16 protein-coding genes are annotated in these 14,370 nt (G+C 71.0%); 9 read left to right on the forward strand and 7 right to left on the reverse strand.

What is annotated here, in order from left to right; all coding sequences use genetic code 11:
- Positions 1 to 110: 110 nt before the first annotated feature.
- From E7T09_RS12255 to E7T09_RS12285, 7 genes are all read right to left on the reverse strand, one after another.
- On the reverse strand, positions 111 to 614 hold the full coding sequence (locus tag E7T09_RS12255; RefSeq protein WP_136389502.1) for a CarD family transcriptional regulator: 504 nt from the start codon (positions 612 to 614) through the stop codon (positions 111 to 113).
- Between the two features lie 199 nt (positions 615 to 813).
- Positions 814 to 1,536 carry an ABC transporter permease gene (locus E7T09_RS12260; protein WP_136389503.1) on the reverse strand — a complete coding sequence of 241 codons (723 nt, stop codon included), beginning with the start codon at positions 1,534 to 1,536 and terminating at the stop codon, positions 814 to 816.
- On the reverse strand, positions 1,533 to 2,471 hold the full coding sequence (locus E7T09_RS12265; RefSeq protein ID WP_136389504.1) for an ABC transporter ATP-binding protein: 939 nt from the start codon (positions 2,469 to 2,471) through the stop codon (positions 1,533 to 1,535). The genes E7T09_RS12260 and E7T09_RS12265 overlap by 4 nt, the downstream gene beginning before the upstream one ends.
- A gap of 25 nt (positions 2,472 to 2,496) precedes the next feature.
- Complete coding sequence (locus E7T09_RS12270) at positions 2,497 to 3,651, reverse strand: ABC transporter permease (protein ID WP_370293906.1); 1,155 nt, start codon at positions 3,649 to 3,651, stop codon at positions 2,497 to 2,499.
- Positions 3,652 to 3,718: 67 nt separating this feature from the next.
- Positions 3,719 to 4,621 (reverse strand): glycine betaine ABC transporter substrate-binding protein, encoded by a 903-nt coding sequence (locus E7T09_RS12275; RefSeq protein ID WP_136389505.1) that lies wholly within the window; start codon positions 4,619 to 4,621, stop codon positions 3,719 to 3,721.
- A gap of 173 nt (positions 4,622 to 4,794) precedes the next feature.
- A complete protein-coding gene (locus tag E7T09_RS12280) occupies positions 4,795 to 5,145 on the reverse strand; it encodes an HU family DNA-binding protein (RefSeq protein ID WP_136389506.1) in 351 nt (116 codons plus the stop codon).
- A gap of 204 nt (positions 5,146 to 5,349) precedes the next feature.
- Positions 5,350 to 6,096 carry a HesA/MoeB/ThiF family protein gene (locus tag E7T09_RS12285; RefSeq protein WP_136389507.1) on the reverse strand — a complete coding sequence of 249 codons (747 nt, stop codon included), beginning with the start codon at positions 6,094 to 6,096 and terminating at the stop codon, positions 5,350 to 5,352.
- A gap of 51 nt (positions 6,097 to 6,147) precedes the next feature.
- On the opposite strand from E7T09_RS12285, the gene E7T09_RS12290 reads away from it, so the two are divergent.
- From E7T09_RS12290 to E7T09_RS12330, 9 genes are all read left to right on the forward strand, one after another.
- Complete coding sequence (locus tag E7T09_RS12290; protein ID WP_136389508.1) at positions 6,148 to 6,753, forward strand: glycerol-3-phosphate acyltransferase; 606 nt, start codon at positions 6,148 to 6,150, stop codon at positions 6,751 to 6,753.
- Positions 6,750 to 8,855, forward strand: coding sequence for a hypothetical protein (locus E7T09_RS12295; RefSeq protein WP_136389509.1), 2,106 nt, complete (start codon positions 6,750 to 6,752; stop codon positions 8,853 to 8,855). The genes E7T09_RS12290 and E7T09_RS12295 overlap by 4 nt, the downstream gene beginning before the upstream one ends.
- A 57-nt stretch (positions 8,856 to 8,912) precedes the next feature.
- Entirely contained in the window at positions 8,913 to 9,479 is a 567-nt protein-coding gene (locus E7T09_RS12300) for a UbiX family flavin prenyltransferase (protein ID WP_136389510.1), read from the forward strand.
- A gap of 5 nt (positions 9,480 to 9,484) precedes the next feature.
- Positions 9,485 to 10,144: a 2-C-methyl-D-erythritol 4-phosphate cytidylyltransferase gene (ispD, locus tag E7T09_RS12305; RefSeq protein ID WP_136389511.1), complete on the forward strand. Its 660-nt coding sequence runs from the start codon at positions 9,485 to 9,487 to the stop codon at positions 10,142 to 10,144.
- Positions 10,137 to 11,003 (forward strand): 4-(cytidine 5'-diphospho)-2-C-methyl-D-erythritol kinase, encoded by an 867-nt coding sequence (locus tag E7T09_RS12310; RefSeq protein WP_136389512.1) that lies wholly within the window; start codon positions 10,137 to 10,139, stop codon positions 11,001 to 11,003. The genes ispD and E7T09_RS12310 overlap by 8 nt, the downstream gene beginning before the upstream one ends.
- 183 nt (positions 11,004 to 11,186) lie before the next feature.
- The gene (locus tag E7T09_RS12315) at positions 11,187 to 12,668 is read left to right on the forward strand and encodes a hypothetical protein (RefSeq protein ID WP_136389513.1); all 1,482 of its coding nucleotides are present in this window, start codon (positions 11,187 to 11,189) and stop codon (positions 12,666 to 12,668) included.
- Entirely contained in the window at positions 12,665 to 13,144 is a 480-nt protein-coding gene (locus tag E7T09_RS12320) for a Tfp pilus assembly protein FimT/FimU (RefSeq protein ID WP_136389514.1), read from the forward strand. The genes E7T09_RS12315 and E7T09_RS12320 overlap by 4 nt, the downstream gene beginning before the upstream one ends.
- Positions 13,141 to 13,623 (forward strand): prepilin-type N-terminal cleavage/methylation domain-containing protein, encoded by a 483-nt coding sequence (locus E7T09_RS12325; RefSeq protein ID WP_136389515.1) that lies wholly within the window; start codon positions 13,141 to 13,143, stop codon positions 13,621 to 13,623. Before E7T09_RS12320 ends, E7T09_RS12325 begins: the two co-directional genes overlap by 4 nt.
- Complete coding sequence (locus E7T09_RS12330) at positions 13,620 to 14,288, forward strand: type II secretion system protein J (protein ID WP_136389516.1); 669 nt, start codon at positions 13,620 to 13,622, stop codon at positions 14,286 to 14,288. Before E7T09_RS12325 ends, E7T09_RS12330 begins: the two co-directional genes overlap by 4 nt.
- Positions 14,289 to 14,370 lie beyond the last annotated feature (82 nt).

The raw sequence follows: 14,370 nt of genomic DNA on the forward strand, positions 1-14,370 counted from the left end.
TCCAGCACTGTCTTCATCCCCAGCCCGGCCCCCTGAAAAGGAGGCCGGGCTTCTTCTTGTGTTGTTCACGTTTTCTAGAAAACAGGTTGCCTTCGGATGTGGTCTGGCCCTTATTCCTGTGGCGCCTCGTGCCACGCGGTGACCAGCAGCGCCTGAACCTGTGCCGCCTCGGTATCCTCCAGGCCGCTGACCTCCTGCTCCAGCAGGCGAATGGCCCGGCGCAGCGCCTGCCGATCCAGATCTGGAAGACCGCGCTGCACGTTCCAGCGCCTGAGTTCACAGGTCAGGATGGCCAGTTCGAAGGGATCGCCGCTGGCGAGGATGTCGGCCACACGGCGGTGGCGGGCAGCCCACTGACGGGGCAGGTTTAAGGTGCTGGAATGCAGTGAGGCCAGCAGGGCGGGCATATCGCCGGCGGTCAACGCCGCCCGGAGGCCGGTGCCGGCCGGAGCAGCGACCGGAACGTAGGCGCGGCTGCTGGTGTTGGCGAAGGCCACCTGGTAATACGCCTGTTCCTGCCCGCCCACAGGGCGCTGACAGGTTCCCTGAACCACGCCAATGCCATATGGGGGAAGGACAACGCGGTCTCCGGGCTGGAAGGCAGTCTGTGTCACAGTGCACCTCTGGGAGGATGGGTGGGCATAACACCCCGCGCCGCAATAAAGCGCGGCCCAGCGGTGAGGCAGGGCCGTCCTAGCGGAGATTACGGACAGGGACAGTCCTGCGGACTGGTGCCTGCCAGGCGGGTGTCATGGACATGATCTTAGGCGAGAAGTGTGAGAGACCTCGCAGATGGTGTAGACCGTTGCTGCATCAACGCTGTGCGTCGACCGGAGTGAACAGGCCGAGGAGGGCGTCCAAGCTCAGCGCCAGGAGCGCCGACAGGATGGCGCCCACCAGCACCAGCGCGGTGTTCTGCTGCGACAGGCCGTTGATGATCGGCGCGCCCAGGCCGCCCGCGCCCAGCGCCGCGCCGACGGTAGCCGTTCCGACGTTGTATACCGTGCTGGTGCGCACGCCTGCCAGGATCACCGGCAGGGCCAGCGGGAATTCGACGCGCCACAGACGCTGCGGAGCTGTCATGCCCATGCCGCGCGCCGCGTCGAGTGTCCCCGGATCGACGGCTTGGAGCCCAGCGACCGCGTTGCTGACGACGGGCACCAGACCGTACACGATCAGCCCCAGCAGGGTCGGCTTCCAGCCGAAGCCCAGGGCGGGCACGGCCAGCGCGAGGATGGCGAAGGTTGGCACGGTCTGTCCCAGGCCAACCAGGGTCTCGGCCAAGCCGCGCAGGGCTTCCCGCTGCGGGCGCGTGACGACCACGGCAATGGGAATACCGACTGCGACCACGATCACCGTCGAGAGCAGCACCAGTCCCAGGTGGGTCAGGGTCAGACGCCACAGGGGCGGGTCGAAGGCCACTGGAACCTCGCCCAGGTTCAGGGGCCTCAGCACCGTGCCCAGCACACCCGGTAGCAGGCTCAGGAGTAGCAGCGCCGGCCACAGCAGCGCGCCCCACCGCCGACCGGCCCTCACGCGCCCCTGGGTTCATGCGCCCGCAGCGCAGACCACTTGACCGTGCCCACCGGTTCGCCCCCCTGCGTGACGCCCAGGGTATCGGTGCCGTCGCGCAGCATGATGCTCAGGGCGCTGCGGGCGTTCAGAGCCGCGTCGATGCGGGGCAGGTTCTCGGGCACCGGGCCGGGCGTCATGAACTCCGCGACGGCTCGGCCCGCGAGCTGCCGCAGGGTGGCGTCCTCGCCCAGGAACTGGCGCACGAAGTCGCTGGCCGGGCGGTGGATCAGCTCATCGGGCGTCCCCACCTGCTCCAGCCGGCCGGCGTTCATCAGCGCGACCCGGTCGCCCAGGCGCAGGGCCTCGTCGATGTCGTGCGTGACCATCACGACCGTTTTCTTCAGCCGCTGCTGGATCTCCCGGAAGGCGTCCTGCAGGGCGTCACGGGCCAGCGGATCGAGGGCGCCGAAGGGTTCGTCCATCAGCAGCACGGGCGGATCGGCCGCCAGGGCGCGGGCCACGCCCACCCGCTGTGCCTGGCCCCCCGACAGCTCGGCGGGTTTCTTCTCCCGGAAGGTGGCCGGATCGAGGCCCACCAGGGCCAGCAGTTCGTCCACGCGACGGGCGGTCTCGCGGCGGTCACGGCCCAACAGGTCCGGCACGGTCGCAACGTTCTGCGCGACGTTCAGGTGTGGGAACAGCCCGATCTGCTGAATGACGTACCCGATGCCCCGGCGCAACGCCTCCGGGCGAAGGTCGCGGGTGTCCTGGCCCTGGAGCAGCACGCGCCCTCCGGTCGGTTCGATCAGTCGGTTGATCATGCGCAGGGTGGTGGTCTTCCCGCACCCAGACGGCCCCAGGAGTGCCGTGAGCTGCCCGTCGGGAAAGACCAGATCGAGATCGCGGACGGCGTACGTGTCGCCGTAGCGTTTCTCCAGACCCTGTACCTCGATCATAGGTGTCTCCAGAATTCATGTCGGATCATGCGACGCTCCCCAGTCGGCGGCCCAGCAGCTGCTCCAGGCCGCGCAGCAGGGCGTCCACGATGATGGCCAGCACGGCGGCCGGCACCGCCCCCAGCAGGATCAGGTCGGCCGCCGCGCTCTGCAGGCCCTTGAAGATGTACGTGCCCAGGCCGCCCGCGCCGATCAGGGCGGCCACGGCGGCCACGCCGACCAGCAGCACGGCGGCCTGCCGCACGCCGGCCAGCCACACGGGCAGGGCCAGCGGGAGCTGCACGCGCCAGAACCGCTGGCTGCCCGTCATGCCCATGCCGCGCGCCGCATCGACCGCGCCGGGCGGCACGCCCCGCAGTGCAACCACGCCGTTTCGGAGCACTGGCAGCAGCGCGTACAGGGTCATGGCCGTCAAGGCCGGAGCCACCCCGATCCCGCTGATTCCCCACTGGCGCAGCACCGGAAGCGCGTGAGATAGGGCGGACAGCGGCGCGATCAGCAGGCCCAGCAGGGCGAGGCTGGGAATGGTCTGCACAGCGTTCGCCAGCCCCAGCACCGCGCCGGCCACCCGCTCGCGCCCGGCCGCCCACACGGCCAGCGGCGCGCCGATCAGCAGGGCCAGCCCCAGCGCGCTGCCCACCAGCCGCAGGTGTTGCCCGAGCTCCTGCACCCAGCGCGGCCCCTCGTTGCGGCCCTCGACCAGCACGGACCAGCTCGACAGCTGACCGAACAAGACCAGCAGCGCGACCGGGAGCAGCCACGTCCAGGTCAGCAGCTGGGCACGCCGGGTACCCGCGGCCTGCCTGGCCCCGTACACAGCAATGGCCGCCCCGAGCAGGTACAGCCACAGGCCGCTTGCGGCGCTGGCCCGTGCAAACGGGGCCTGTGCGATCAGGGCGGCGTGCGTCCGGTCGCCGAGCAGCCACACACCCAGCACCAGCGCAGCGCCCGCCGCGAGCCACACCATGCTCCGGGCCCGTCGGGCCATCAGGGCGGGCAGGAGGGCAACTAGGAGTGCAGCCACCAGCCAGGGCGTGGGCAGCCGCAGATACTCGCCGGGGGCCAGGCGGTTGGGCCGCAGCAGCACCCAGGGCAGGGCGCTCGCGACCAGCATGGCGGCGCTGCCCAGCCACACCACCGCCTGCACGTCCGCGCGGGCAGACGAGGGGGCGGAGGCCACGCTGGCCCCCGCCCCGCCGCTCCGTGGTGCGAGCACGCTCAGGGCTGATCCCAGAGCGGGAAGGCGTTCACTTGATGAGTCCCTTGGATTTGAGGTATTCGGTGGCGACATCCTGGGCGGTGCGGCCCTCCAGGGCCACCTTGGCATTCAGGCCCTGCATGATCGGTGCACTCAGGCCCGCGAAGGTCTTGTTCAGCAAGTCCGCGATCTGCGGATTGGCCTTCAGGGTGTCCGTCCGAATGATCGGTGCCGGCTGGTATACCGCCTGCGCGCCCTTCGGATCCTTCAGCGCCACTAGCTTCAAGGCACTCAGGGTGCCGTCCGTGCCGTAGGCCATGGCGGCGTTCACGCCGTTCGTGCCGCTCGCCGCCGCCTGCTGGGTCTGGGGGGGCGTGGCGCCGGCCAGTTCCAGTTTCTGGGCGGCCGTGAGTTTGAAGCCGTAGGCAGCTTCGAACGCGGGCATGGTGTCGGGACGGTTGAAGAACTCGGGGCTGCCGGCGATCTTGAACGTGCCGCCGCCCTTGAGGTAGGTGGCGAGGTCGGCGACGCTGGAGAGTTTGGCGCTGGTGGCCAGGGCCTGGGGAACGGCGATGACCCAGGTGTTGTTGACGTTGGCGGGCTTGAGCCAGGTGATGCCGTTCTTGGCGTCGAGCTGGCGGGCGAGGCCGTAGATGGTGCCGGGGTTGCCGGCCTGCTTGGCGCCGATCTTGGCGGCGGGGAAGAGGTAGACGGCGTTGCCGGTGTATTCGGGGTAGACGTCGATCTCGCCGGCGAGGATGGCCTTGCGGTTAACCCCGGTGTCGCCGAGGTTGGTCTTGTCGGTGACGTCGAGGCCGGCATTCTTGAGGGTGAGGAGGATCATCTGGCCGAGGATCTGGGCTTCGGGGTCGAGTTTGCTGCCGACGACGATGGGCTTGGCGGCGGCGCTGCTGGCCATGATCGCTAAGGTGAGGAATAAAAGGCTCTTCATGAGGTCACCGTACGCGCCGTCCGGGTGGACGTCGGGTGGGGGAGATCACAAAACCGCAGCCGACGCTCAGAGATGAAGATTGCGTAAATATTCTGTCCTGAGCCGATTCGGTGCCTGCCACAGGAAGGCCCCCGCAGATCTATGCGGGGGCCTTGTGGAGTCGCTCGGCGTCCCTAGAGGGTGCCCTTGAGGGTACTGGCGACCTTGAAGCGCACCTTCTTGCCGGCAGGAATGGTGATCTTCTGGCTGGTGCCGGGCCGAACCCCGGTGCGCGCGGCCGTGTGTGCCACGCTCAGGGTTCCGAGACCTGGGAGTCCGACGCTCTGGCCGCCCCTGAGCGCCCCGACGATCGCGTCCAGCATCGTGGCGACCGCTTCGCCGGCCTGTTTCTTGTTCAGGCTGGTTTTGTCGGCGACCATGTCGATGATCTGGGTTTTGGCGATCTTGCTGCTGGCAGCGCTGGTGCGTTTCGGGGCGGCTTTGGCGACGGGCTTCTTCGCGGCGGGCTTGCTGGCTTTGGCCATGCTGAACCTCCAGGCGTGGATTTGAGCTGACGCGCGGCTCAAATGAACGGTAACATACAATTCCCTGCCGTCAAGCCGATCCGGCCGCACTGGGCCGTTCTTTTTCGCCCAATTCTGCTGTCACCGTAAGGACAAAAACGCTGTAGAATCGGCGCGATCCTCACTGGGACGGCGAAAAAATATGAGTATAAGATGTGAAATCGGTTAATCCGACGTGTCAACCGGAGTCCGCAGCGACAGTGTCCGTACCCGCCCGGACAGCGCGTCCAGTGTCCAGAGCCGCCCACGCAGGGGCTCGCCCACCCCTCCAAGCACCTTCAACGCCTCTAGGACCATCATTCCCCCCACCACGTTCGGCAGCGGCCCCAGGATCCCCGCCTCAGCACAGGACTCCGCGTCCCCCGGTTCGGGAAACACGTCTCGCAGGCCCACGTCCGGCCCGAACACGCTGAGCATGCCGCTCGTTCCGGCCGCCGCGCCCCACACCCACTCGCGGCCGACCCGCCTACAGGCATCGGCGATGGCATAACGCGCCTCGAAATTGTCGGTCGCGTCGATCACCAGGTCTGCTGCGGCCACCAGGGCGTCCGCGTTGTCCCCGGAGAGCGGCGGCACCACCCGCACCCGCACGTACGGATTGATCGCCTGAGCCCGCGCCGCCGCCACATCGGCCTTCGCGCGGCCCACGTCCGCCACCGAGTACAGGGTCTGCCGGTGCAGGTTGCTCAACTCGACCCGGTCGCCCTCGCAGATCACCAGCGTGCCCACGCCGGCGCCCGCGAGCTGCGCGATGATCGGACTGCCCAGGCCGCCCGCCCCGACCACCAGCACCGTGGCCGCCCGCACGCGCTCCTGCGCGCCCGCATCCAGCCACTCCGGCACCAGCAGGGGCCGCGAGTAGCGCCGCAGTTCCGCGCGGGACAGCGCCCCGGTGTGCTCCGTTCCAGACATGCGGCCCAGTGTAGGGCGCGGTGTGGGGCGTGCCCGTAGAATGCAGCGCGTATGCCCGCCCTGCTGTTCGTCGCCGTCGCGTCCTACCTCCTCGGATCGCTGGTGGCGGGCGTGTTGTACTCCCGCGCGCGCGGCGAGGACATCCGGGGCCGTGACCTGCCCGGCGGCAGCGGCACCTACCGCCAGTACGGCGTGGGCGCCGCCATCCTGGTCACGGCGTTCGACATCCTCAAGGGCGTGCTGGCCGCCGGGCTGGCCCTGCACTTCACGCCGCAGGCCACCTGGGTCGCCATGCTGGGGGTCGTCCTGGGGCACTGCTACCCGCTGTACTTCCGGTTCCGGGGCGGTGGCGGGATCGCGCCTCTGCTGGGCGCACTGCTGGTCGTGGCGCCCATTACGCTGGCCGGCATGCTCGGCACCGCCCTGATCCTGATTCCGCTGTACAGGGCGACCCTGCAAGCCAGCGTGAAGCTGAACGCTGTGCCCTTTGCCACGGCCATCGCCGTGCCGGTCGGCCTGTTGCTCGCCACGCGCTACGGCGGCCTGCCGGATCTGCTCGCCGGGGGAGGGGCCATGGCCGTGCGGGCCGGGCACCTGCTGGCCCGCCCGTCGCCGCGACCCGTGCCGGAACCGGGTGCAGAGGCGGAACGCCCATGACCGCCCTGCGGTGGCTGCCGCTCCTGCTGGCCCTGCTGACGGTGTCCGGACAGGCTGTCCCGGTGCTGGAGGGCCGCACCCTCAGCTTCGAAGACGGTCCGCGCGTCGTATGGCAGCGCACCTACCCGGCGGCCATGGGCGACCTGAGCGGGCCCCTCCAGGTGGGCAGCGTCACCTACCTGGGGGCGGGCCCCAGCGTGTACGCCCTGAGCAGTGCCGGCAGCGTGCTCGGCCGCGCCGATCTGCCCGGCCTGGTGACCTCCATCGACGCTTCCGGCGGCGCAGTCCTGGTCACCACGCAGGAGGGCAGCCTGACCGAGCGCTACACGCTGGACACCACTGACGGTCTGGACGTGCGTGAACGCGTGGTGCTGCCTCCGGATATCCGCGTGACCGGCTGGCTGGCCCGCGTGGCCGACACCATGCCCGCCGCGCTGCTCGCCCAGGCGGTTCGGGCCGATCCGACCAATCCCTTCCTGGCCCTGCGCGAGGCGCACGCCGCCCAGGCGGATCCGTACCGGGCCCTGAACAGAGTCCGGCGGGCCCTGGCCGGGCCGCTGCCCTTTCCCGCGTGGGTGCAGCTGGCCGCCCGACTCGACCGGGACGGGTACCCGGCCGCCGCCGATCTCGCGCTGGGCCGCGCCCTGAAGGACGCCGCCGCGCGCGGCCTCGACCCGGAACTGTCGGTCAGCCGCGCCGCCCTGTCGGCGTACGGGAATCCGAGTGGGTACGTGGGCACCCTACTCGCCCAGAACCGCTTGGCCCGCGCGGACGTCTGGATGCGCTACCTGCGAGACCTTCACCCCCGCTTCGAGGGTGGGCCCGCGCTGTACGAGCGGTACGCCCGCGTGCTGGACACGCAGGGCCGCAGCGGCGAGGCCGAGCAGTGGCGGCAGTTCACGCGCTCCCTGAACGCCGGTACCCTGTACAACCTCGGGCCGCAGGGCCTCCGGAGCGTGCGGGATGCCGCCCGACTGGTCACCCTGACGCTGGCGCTGGCGCTGGTCGCCGCGCTGCTGGCCTTCCAGGCCCGGGCGTGGACGACCCAGAGTGCCGACACCGCGCCGCTGGGCGGCCGCTGGCGCTCCTGGCTGCGCCACCCGCTGGCCCGTGCCCGGCGCGTCACGGTGGCCTACACCTCGCTGGGCGAGCGGCTGCTGCTGGCCCTGCTGGCCGCCGCGCTGGTTACGGGGCTGGCCGGCTGGCAGTGGGCCAACCAGGCCAGCGCCGCGCTGCACGCCCCCGCCCTGAACCTCGGCACCTACGGCGGCGGGTGGAGTGGAGCCCAGCTGGCCGACCTGAACCTGCGCCCCGGCCCGGACGCCGCGCTGCTGGCGGGCCTCGCCGCGCACCTGGACGGCGACGACGGCGCGGCCCGCGACGCCTACACCCGCGCGCTGCCGGACGCCTGCGCGCAGAACAACCTGGGCGTGATCGCGCAGGGCCGGGGGGACGAAGCGCAGGCCCGCGACCGTTACCGCGCGGCGCTGTCGGCCCGGCCGGATCTGGCCGCTCCTGCCTTCAACCTGGGGCTGAATCCGGCGACGCCTTCCGCCACGTTCCAGCGCACGTACCGCCCTGGGCAGCCCAGACTGTGCTACCCAGACGAGCGCAGCCTGACCCGCGCCGTGACCGGCGACCTGAGCGTCACGCTGGGCGGTCTGCTGAGGTCGCCACAGGATCTGTTCACGGCGGGCGCGGGCCGCAGCGTACGCCTGGGCACTGTGCTGTCCGGCGCGATCCTGCTGTCGGCCCTGCTGATCCTGTCGCTGCTGCTGCCGCGCGCTACGCTGGCCCTGCGCCGCTCCCGACCGTTCGCGTACCGCGCGCTGGGCCTGTTGCTGCCCGGGACGACCCTGCTCGACAGCGCCTGGGGCGGCGTGCTGCTCCTCGCCTGGAGCGCCGCCGTGGCCGCGCTGGCTCCACGCAGCGGACTGGTGAGCTTCCCGGATCTGCCGACCCTGACGGGCGCGGGCGGGCAGGCTGCCGTGCTGGGCGCCCTGGTGGTCACCTACGCGCTGAACACGCTGGTGTTCGTGGGTGCGGAAGTCCGGCATGCGCGGCGCGTGCGGCGGGATGCACCCGCTCCGGCCCGCTCCTGACGTGGGCGGGCCGGTGAGCGGCGCGGCCTGCTAGCTTGAGCGCATGGAGCACCCTGCATGAAGCTGGTGGTCGGCGTGACCGGCGGCAGCGGCATTCCCTATGCCCTGGACACCCTGCGCTCCCTGCACGCGGCCGGTGTGGAGACGCACCTGGTCGTGTCCAGCGGGGCCAAGCGCGTGATGAGCGCCGAGGGGGGTCCCACCCTCGCCGACCTGAGCGCCCTGGCGACGCACGTCCACGACGACCGCGACCTGGCCGCCAGCATCGCCAGCGGCTCGTACCGCACACAGGGCATGCTGATCATTCCCTGCTCGGCAGGAACGCTCGCGAAGGTCGCGCACGGCTTCGCAGACACCCTGCTGACCCGCGCGGCCCACGTGACGCTCAAGGAACGCCGGCCGCTGGTGCTGGCCCTGCGGGAAGATCCGCTGCCCAGGCCGGCCCTGCTAAACGCGCTCGCCGCGCACGACGCCGGGGCGACCATCATGACGGCCAGCCCCGGCTTCTACCACGCGCCGAAGGACGTGGCCGACCTGCTGCACTTCGTGACCGCGCGCGTGCTTGACCAGTTCGGGCTGGACACGCCGGACTTCCGTCGCTGGGACAGATCCGGGAGCCCTTGAGAACCGTGCGCACCGCCGCCCTGATCCCCGCCGCCGGGGCCGGCACACGGCTGGGGCAGGGCCCCAAGGCCTACGTGAGCGTGAACGGCCGCAGCCTGCTCGCGCGCAGCATCGACGCGCTGCGCCCACACGTGGACGAGGTGATCGTGGCCCTACCCGCCGGTCATACCCTGCCGGAGGAAGCGGGCGTGCGCGTGATCGGCGGCGGCGCGACCCGCCAGGACACCGTCCATGCCCTGCTGCGCGCCACCACGGCCGAGGTCGTCCTGATTCACGATGCCGCCCGGCCCTTCCTGGGTGCCCAGACGATCAGGGCCCTGCTGGCCGCCGTGCCGGAGACCGGCGCCGCCACGGCCGCCCTGCCCGTCGCGGACACGCTGGTGCGCGCCACCCCCGGAGGTGAGTGGGGCATACCGGTGCTCCGCGAGGGCCTGTGGGCCGTGCAGACCCCGCAGGCCTTTCTCCGCACGCTGCTGCTCGCGGCCCACGAACTGGCCGTGGCCGATGGACACGCCGCCACCGACGATGCGGGCCTGATCGCCCGGCAGGGCGGCGCGGTCAGACTGGTGCCCGGCGACGCCCGGCTGTTCAAGGTCACCACGCCCGCGGATCTGCCCCTCGCGCAGGCGGTGGCTAGGGTGTGGGATGCTGAGGATCATGCCTGATGTGCCCTCCGCTGGCGCCGCCACCTACTTCGCGCCCGCCAAGGTGAACTTGGGGCTGAGCGTCCGCGCGCTGCGGGCCGACGGCTACCACGACCTCCACACCCTGCTGGTGCCGCTGCAGGTGGGCGACGACCTCAGCATTGCCCCGGCGGCCACGCTGACGCTGGAGGTGCACGCTTCGGGGGGGCACGGTGCCGACCTGCCCACCGATGACCGGAACCTGGTGTACCGCGCGGCCCGCGCCTACCTGGACGCGGCCGCCATGACGCAGGGCGCGCACCTCACGCTGCACAAGCGCCTGCCGGTGGCGAGCGGGCTGGGTGGCGGCAGCAGCGACGCCGCCACCACCCTGATGGCCCTGGCCCGCCTGTATCCGGCGGGACTCGACCTGCACGCCCTGGCCCGGACGCTGGGAGCCGACGTGCCCTTCTTTCTGCTGGGCCGCGCGGCCGTCGCGGAGGGCACCGGCGAGATCCTGACGCCCCTGCCCGTGCCGCGCACGCCGCTGGTACTCGTGAATCCCGGCGTGGAGGTCAGTGCCCGCGACGCGTACCTCTGGCTGGATGCCGAGGAGACCACCACCCCGCCGCTGGACATCGACGAGGTGCTCGCCACGCTCGCCGACGGGCGGCCCGTGCCGTACCCGAACGCGCTTCAGGAACCGGTCGCGGCCCGTCACGCGCCCATCCGGGAGGCGCTCCAGGCCCTGACGGACGTGGGCCTGCGGTCGCCGCTGATGAGTGGGTCGGGCAGCACCTGCTTTGCCCTGGCGGCCAGCGAGGACGCCGCGCACGCGGCCGCGCAGGCCATCGCGGCGGGTCACCCGGACTGGTGGGTTCAGGCCACCTGTACGCTGTAAACTGCTCCTGCCCGACCATGTCACGCCCATCCGCCGCGTCCTCGCCGTGCAGGTGCGCCCTGACCGGCCCGCTGAACTGGTCGACGTGCGGGACTGACTTCATGTGCAGTTCCGCGGAGTGGGATAGAACGGTGCGTGCGGGTTTCCCCCCATCATGAATGACGTGACGCTCAGGAGGGTGGCTTGAAACGAGACGGATTCGTGCTGATCGCGGTGCTCTCCATGGCCGTCCTGGTCGTGATGCTGCTGGTCGTGGCGTCCACCTTCGCCGTGTCGGCCCGGCAGTCCGTGGCGGCCGAAGCGCAGAAGATCCCCGCGTTCTACGCCGCGAACGCTGGCCTGGAACGCGCCGTGGCCCGCATCGACGCCTACCTGGGCGCGAGCGGCAGCCGCTACGTGAACAGTCGCCCGGACGTCGTGGCCAACGAGGTGGCGAATGTCCTGCACCTCAGTGATCTGACCTCGGGTGCGGAACTGCCCGGTGGTGCGTTCGCTGTGCACGGCACCGCCGACGGCGGCAGTGTCGATCTCGTGTCGGTGGGAAATGCCCCCAGCGGCGCGAGCCGGTCGATCTCCCTGAAGTACGACGTCTATTACATCCTCAAGACGCTCTCGAACGCCGCCGTGAACACCACCGGGCGTCTGGTCAGCAGCGACCGGCTGGTCGAGGGCAACCCGGCCGCGCCCGTCTCCTCCACGCCTTTCACGATCAGCTGCCGCTCGACGTGCCAGCCCACCGGCACAACTCCCGTCACGTACACTGTGGGCGTCCGCAGCGGCCCCCTGCCCGACGTCGGGGACGTCGTGACACTGGCGTCGCAGCCGGCCACGGATCTGGCCTTCAAGGTGCGGCATGTCGACGCCTTGGCCCACACCGTCGATCTGGCCGCGCTGGACAGCTCGAACACCGCCCTGTCCGACGGTCTGAGCCTCACCCAGACCGCGCGTGGTGCCGCGCTGCTCACCTCGGCCGCGGGCGGCCTGCCCGTGGGGGGCATGGACTGTCAGGCCTACGCCTGCGGTGAACTCGACGTGCGCGCGGATCGGCTGTTCACGGAGACCTTCGGCATCGGCAAGCCGACCTTCGGCGGCGAGATCGGCGCGCATTACGACGCGGACGCGTGCAGCGGCGTGGTGCGCTGGATCGACCTGCCGGAGAGCCCCGCCCCCACCCTCACCCTGAGCGACTGCCCGACGGCCCGGATCGTGGTCGTGCGGGCGCCTGCCCTGGCCGACGTCCCCGGCGGCGCGCCGGTGAACATCACCGTGACCCTCGCCCCGGGCAGCGTGTTTCACGGCCTGCTGTACGTGATCGGGACGCACGACCTGAGCGCCAGTTCGGCCAGCGACCACCTGCCCACCGGCCCCGGCTCGAACGTCACCCTGAGTGCCACGGACGGGTCCTTCGTGGGCAGCGTGCTCGTCGAGAATGCCGTGACGGACGCGCTGAACGCCGCCCGCACGACCACCCTGAGCGGCACGACCACCGCGCCCCCCGCCGCCAACCGCTGTGCCACGCCCAGCGGAGCGACGGGCGCGTCCACCTTCTGCTACGACCGCAGCATCCTGAGCAGCCTGCTCAGCGGGCTGAACGCGGCCCTGCCCGAGTCCGCGAAACCCAGGGTGGCGGTCGCCCGGTATTCGTGGGCGGAGAACGGCCATTGACGCGCCCCCGCGCCATGGGCCACGGCGGCGTGACCCTGCTGGAACTGCTGATGGTGCTGGCCATCATCGGCATCCTGGCGGCCCTCGGAATCAGCTCCTACCTGCGCTGGGCGCAGCGGGCGCAGGTCGACGCGGCCGTGGCCGAGGTGCAGCGGATCGTCACGCAGGCCAAGGCCCGGGTGCGCACCACCAACCAGGACATCACCCTGAGGGTGGACACGGCGGCCCGCACGATCACGCTCATTCAGGCCGCTGGCTACAGCGCGGTCTTCCCGGTGGGGGCCAGCAGCCTGGGCCTGTGCCAGCGCACGGTGGTGGGCGGGAGCGAGACCTGCACGGCCACCACCACGGTCACCCTGAAGGCCCCCTTCGGCACGCTCGCCACGGACCTGCTGTTCACCGTCAGCCTGCCCAGCGTGAGCCGTGACGCGTACCTGCTCGGCCCCACGGCCCTGCTGAAGGTGGTCACCCCGTGACGACCCGTTCCCACGTGCGGGGCCTGACGCTGGTGGAGGTGCTGGTCGCCATCGCCATCCTGGCCATCGTGATCGCCCTGTCGGCGGCGATCATCACGTCCCTGACCACCAACAGCCACTCGCGCACCCGGCTTGGCGTGAACCAGGCCGCGCAGCAGTACATCGAGGTCATGACCCGTGACTGGCTCGACCCGCACCGCTTCGGCACGGTCAGCGCTTCGTCCCCCCGGCCCGCCACGCTCGGCGGCTACACCTGGGAAGTCACGGCCTGCGAGGTCACGGTGCCCACCGACACGGCGGCCACCAGCGCCTTCCCCTGCGCCGCGCCTCCCCAGACGGTCACCTTCACGGAGAGCACGGCGGCCGCCGCCACCCTCACTCCCTCGCCCGCCGCGAACTTCATGCGCCTGACGGTCACCTATAGCCCCACCGGCAGCGGGCAGCCTCTGACGACCAGCACGGAATTCTCCCGCCGATGAACCGCGTCGCGGCCTTCACGCTCATCGAACTGCTGGTCGCCATGGCCATCGGCGTGCTGATCCTGGGCCTGGTCTTCGCACTCGTGCAGAGCACCAGCCATGTCACTCAGCAGAGCGTGAGCACCTCCGCCGGGATCGAGCACCTGCAACAGACCTCGAACGTCGTGGCCGACGACGTGCGCCGCGCCTACACGCTGCTGCCCCCCGGCCAGGCCGCTCCGGTGGGAACCGACGCCACGGGAGCGCCCGCAGTCGCCGGCCCGGATCTGCTGGCCCTGGTCGTCCCGGCGGATCCGGGCGGCTCCTGTACCACCGCCTTCGAGTACATCGTGTATTACGTCGTGCTGCGCAGCAGCGTCACCAGCGGCAGCGTGTGGTCCACCCTGCCCACGGATCCGGCCAACGCCGACAAGCGCGTCCTGATGCAGTACCGGGCCTGCACGCCCGGCGGCACCCTGCCGAGCGCCGCGCCAGCCGGCGGCCTTGTCCGGGTCGTGGCCGACCTGCTCGGCACCGCGACCTTCGACACCTGCTGTGAGACCGCCGTCGATCACGCCCGGCAGGTGACGCTCACCCTGGCCGCCGCGCAGACCATCGGGAACCAGACGGTGACATCCCGAACGATCACCACCGTGGCCGTCTCCCGTAACGTCCCGTCCAAGTAACCCCCTGTGGCGGCGTCCACCTGGGGTGATCCCTAGCCGGGTCGTGGGAAAGGGCCGCTGGGCGCGCCGAATCCTGACCGCA

This window comes from Deinococcus sp. KSM4-11 (assembly GCF_004801415.1).
Taxonomy (GTDB): domain Bacteria; phylum Deinococcota; class Deinococci; order Deinococcales; family Deinococcaceae; genus Deinococcus.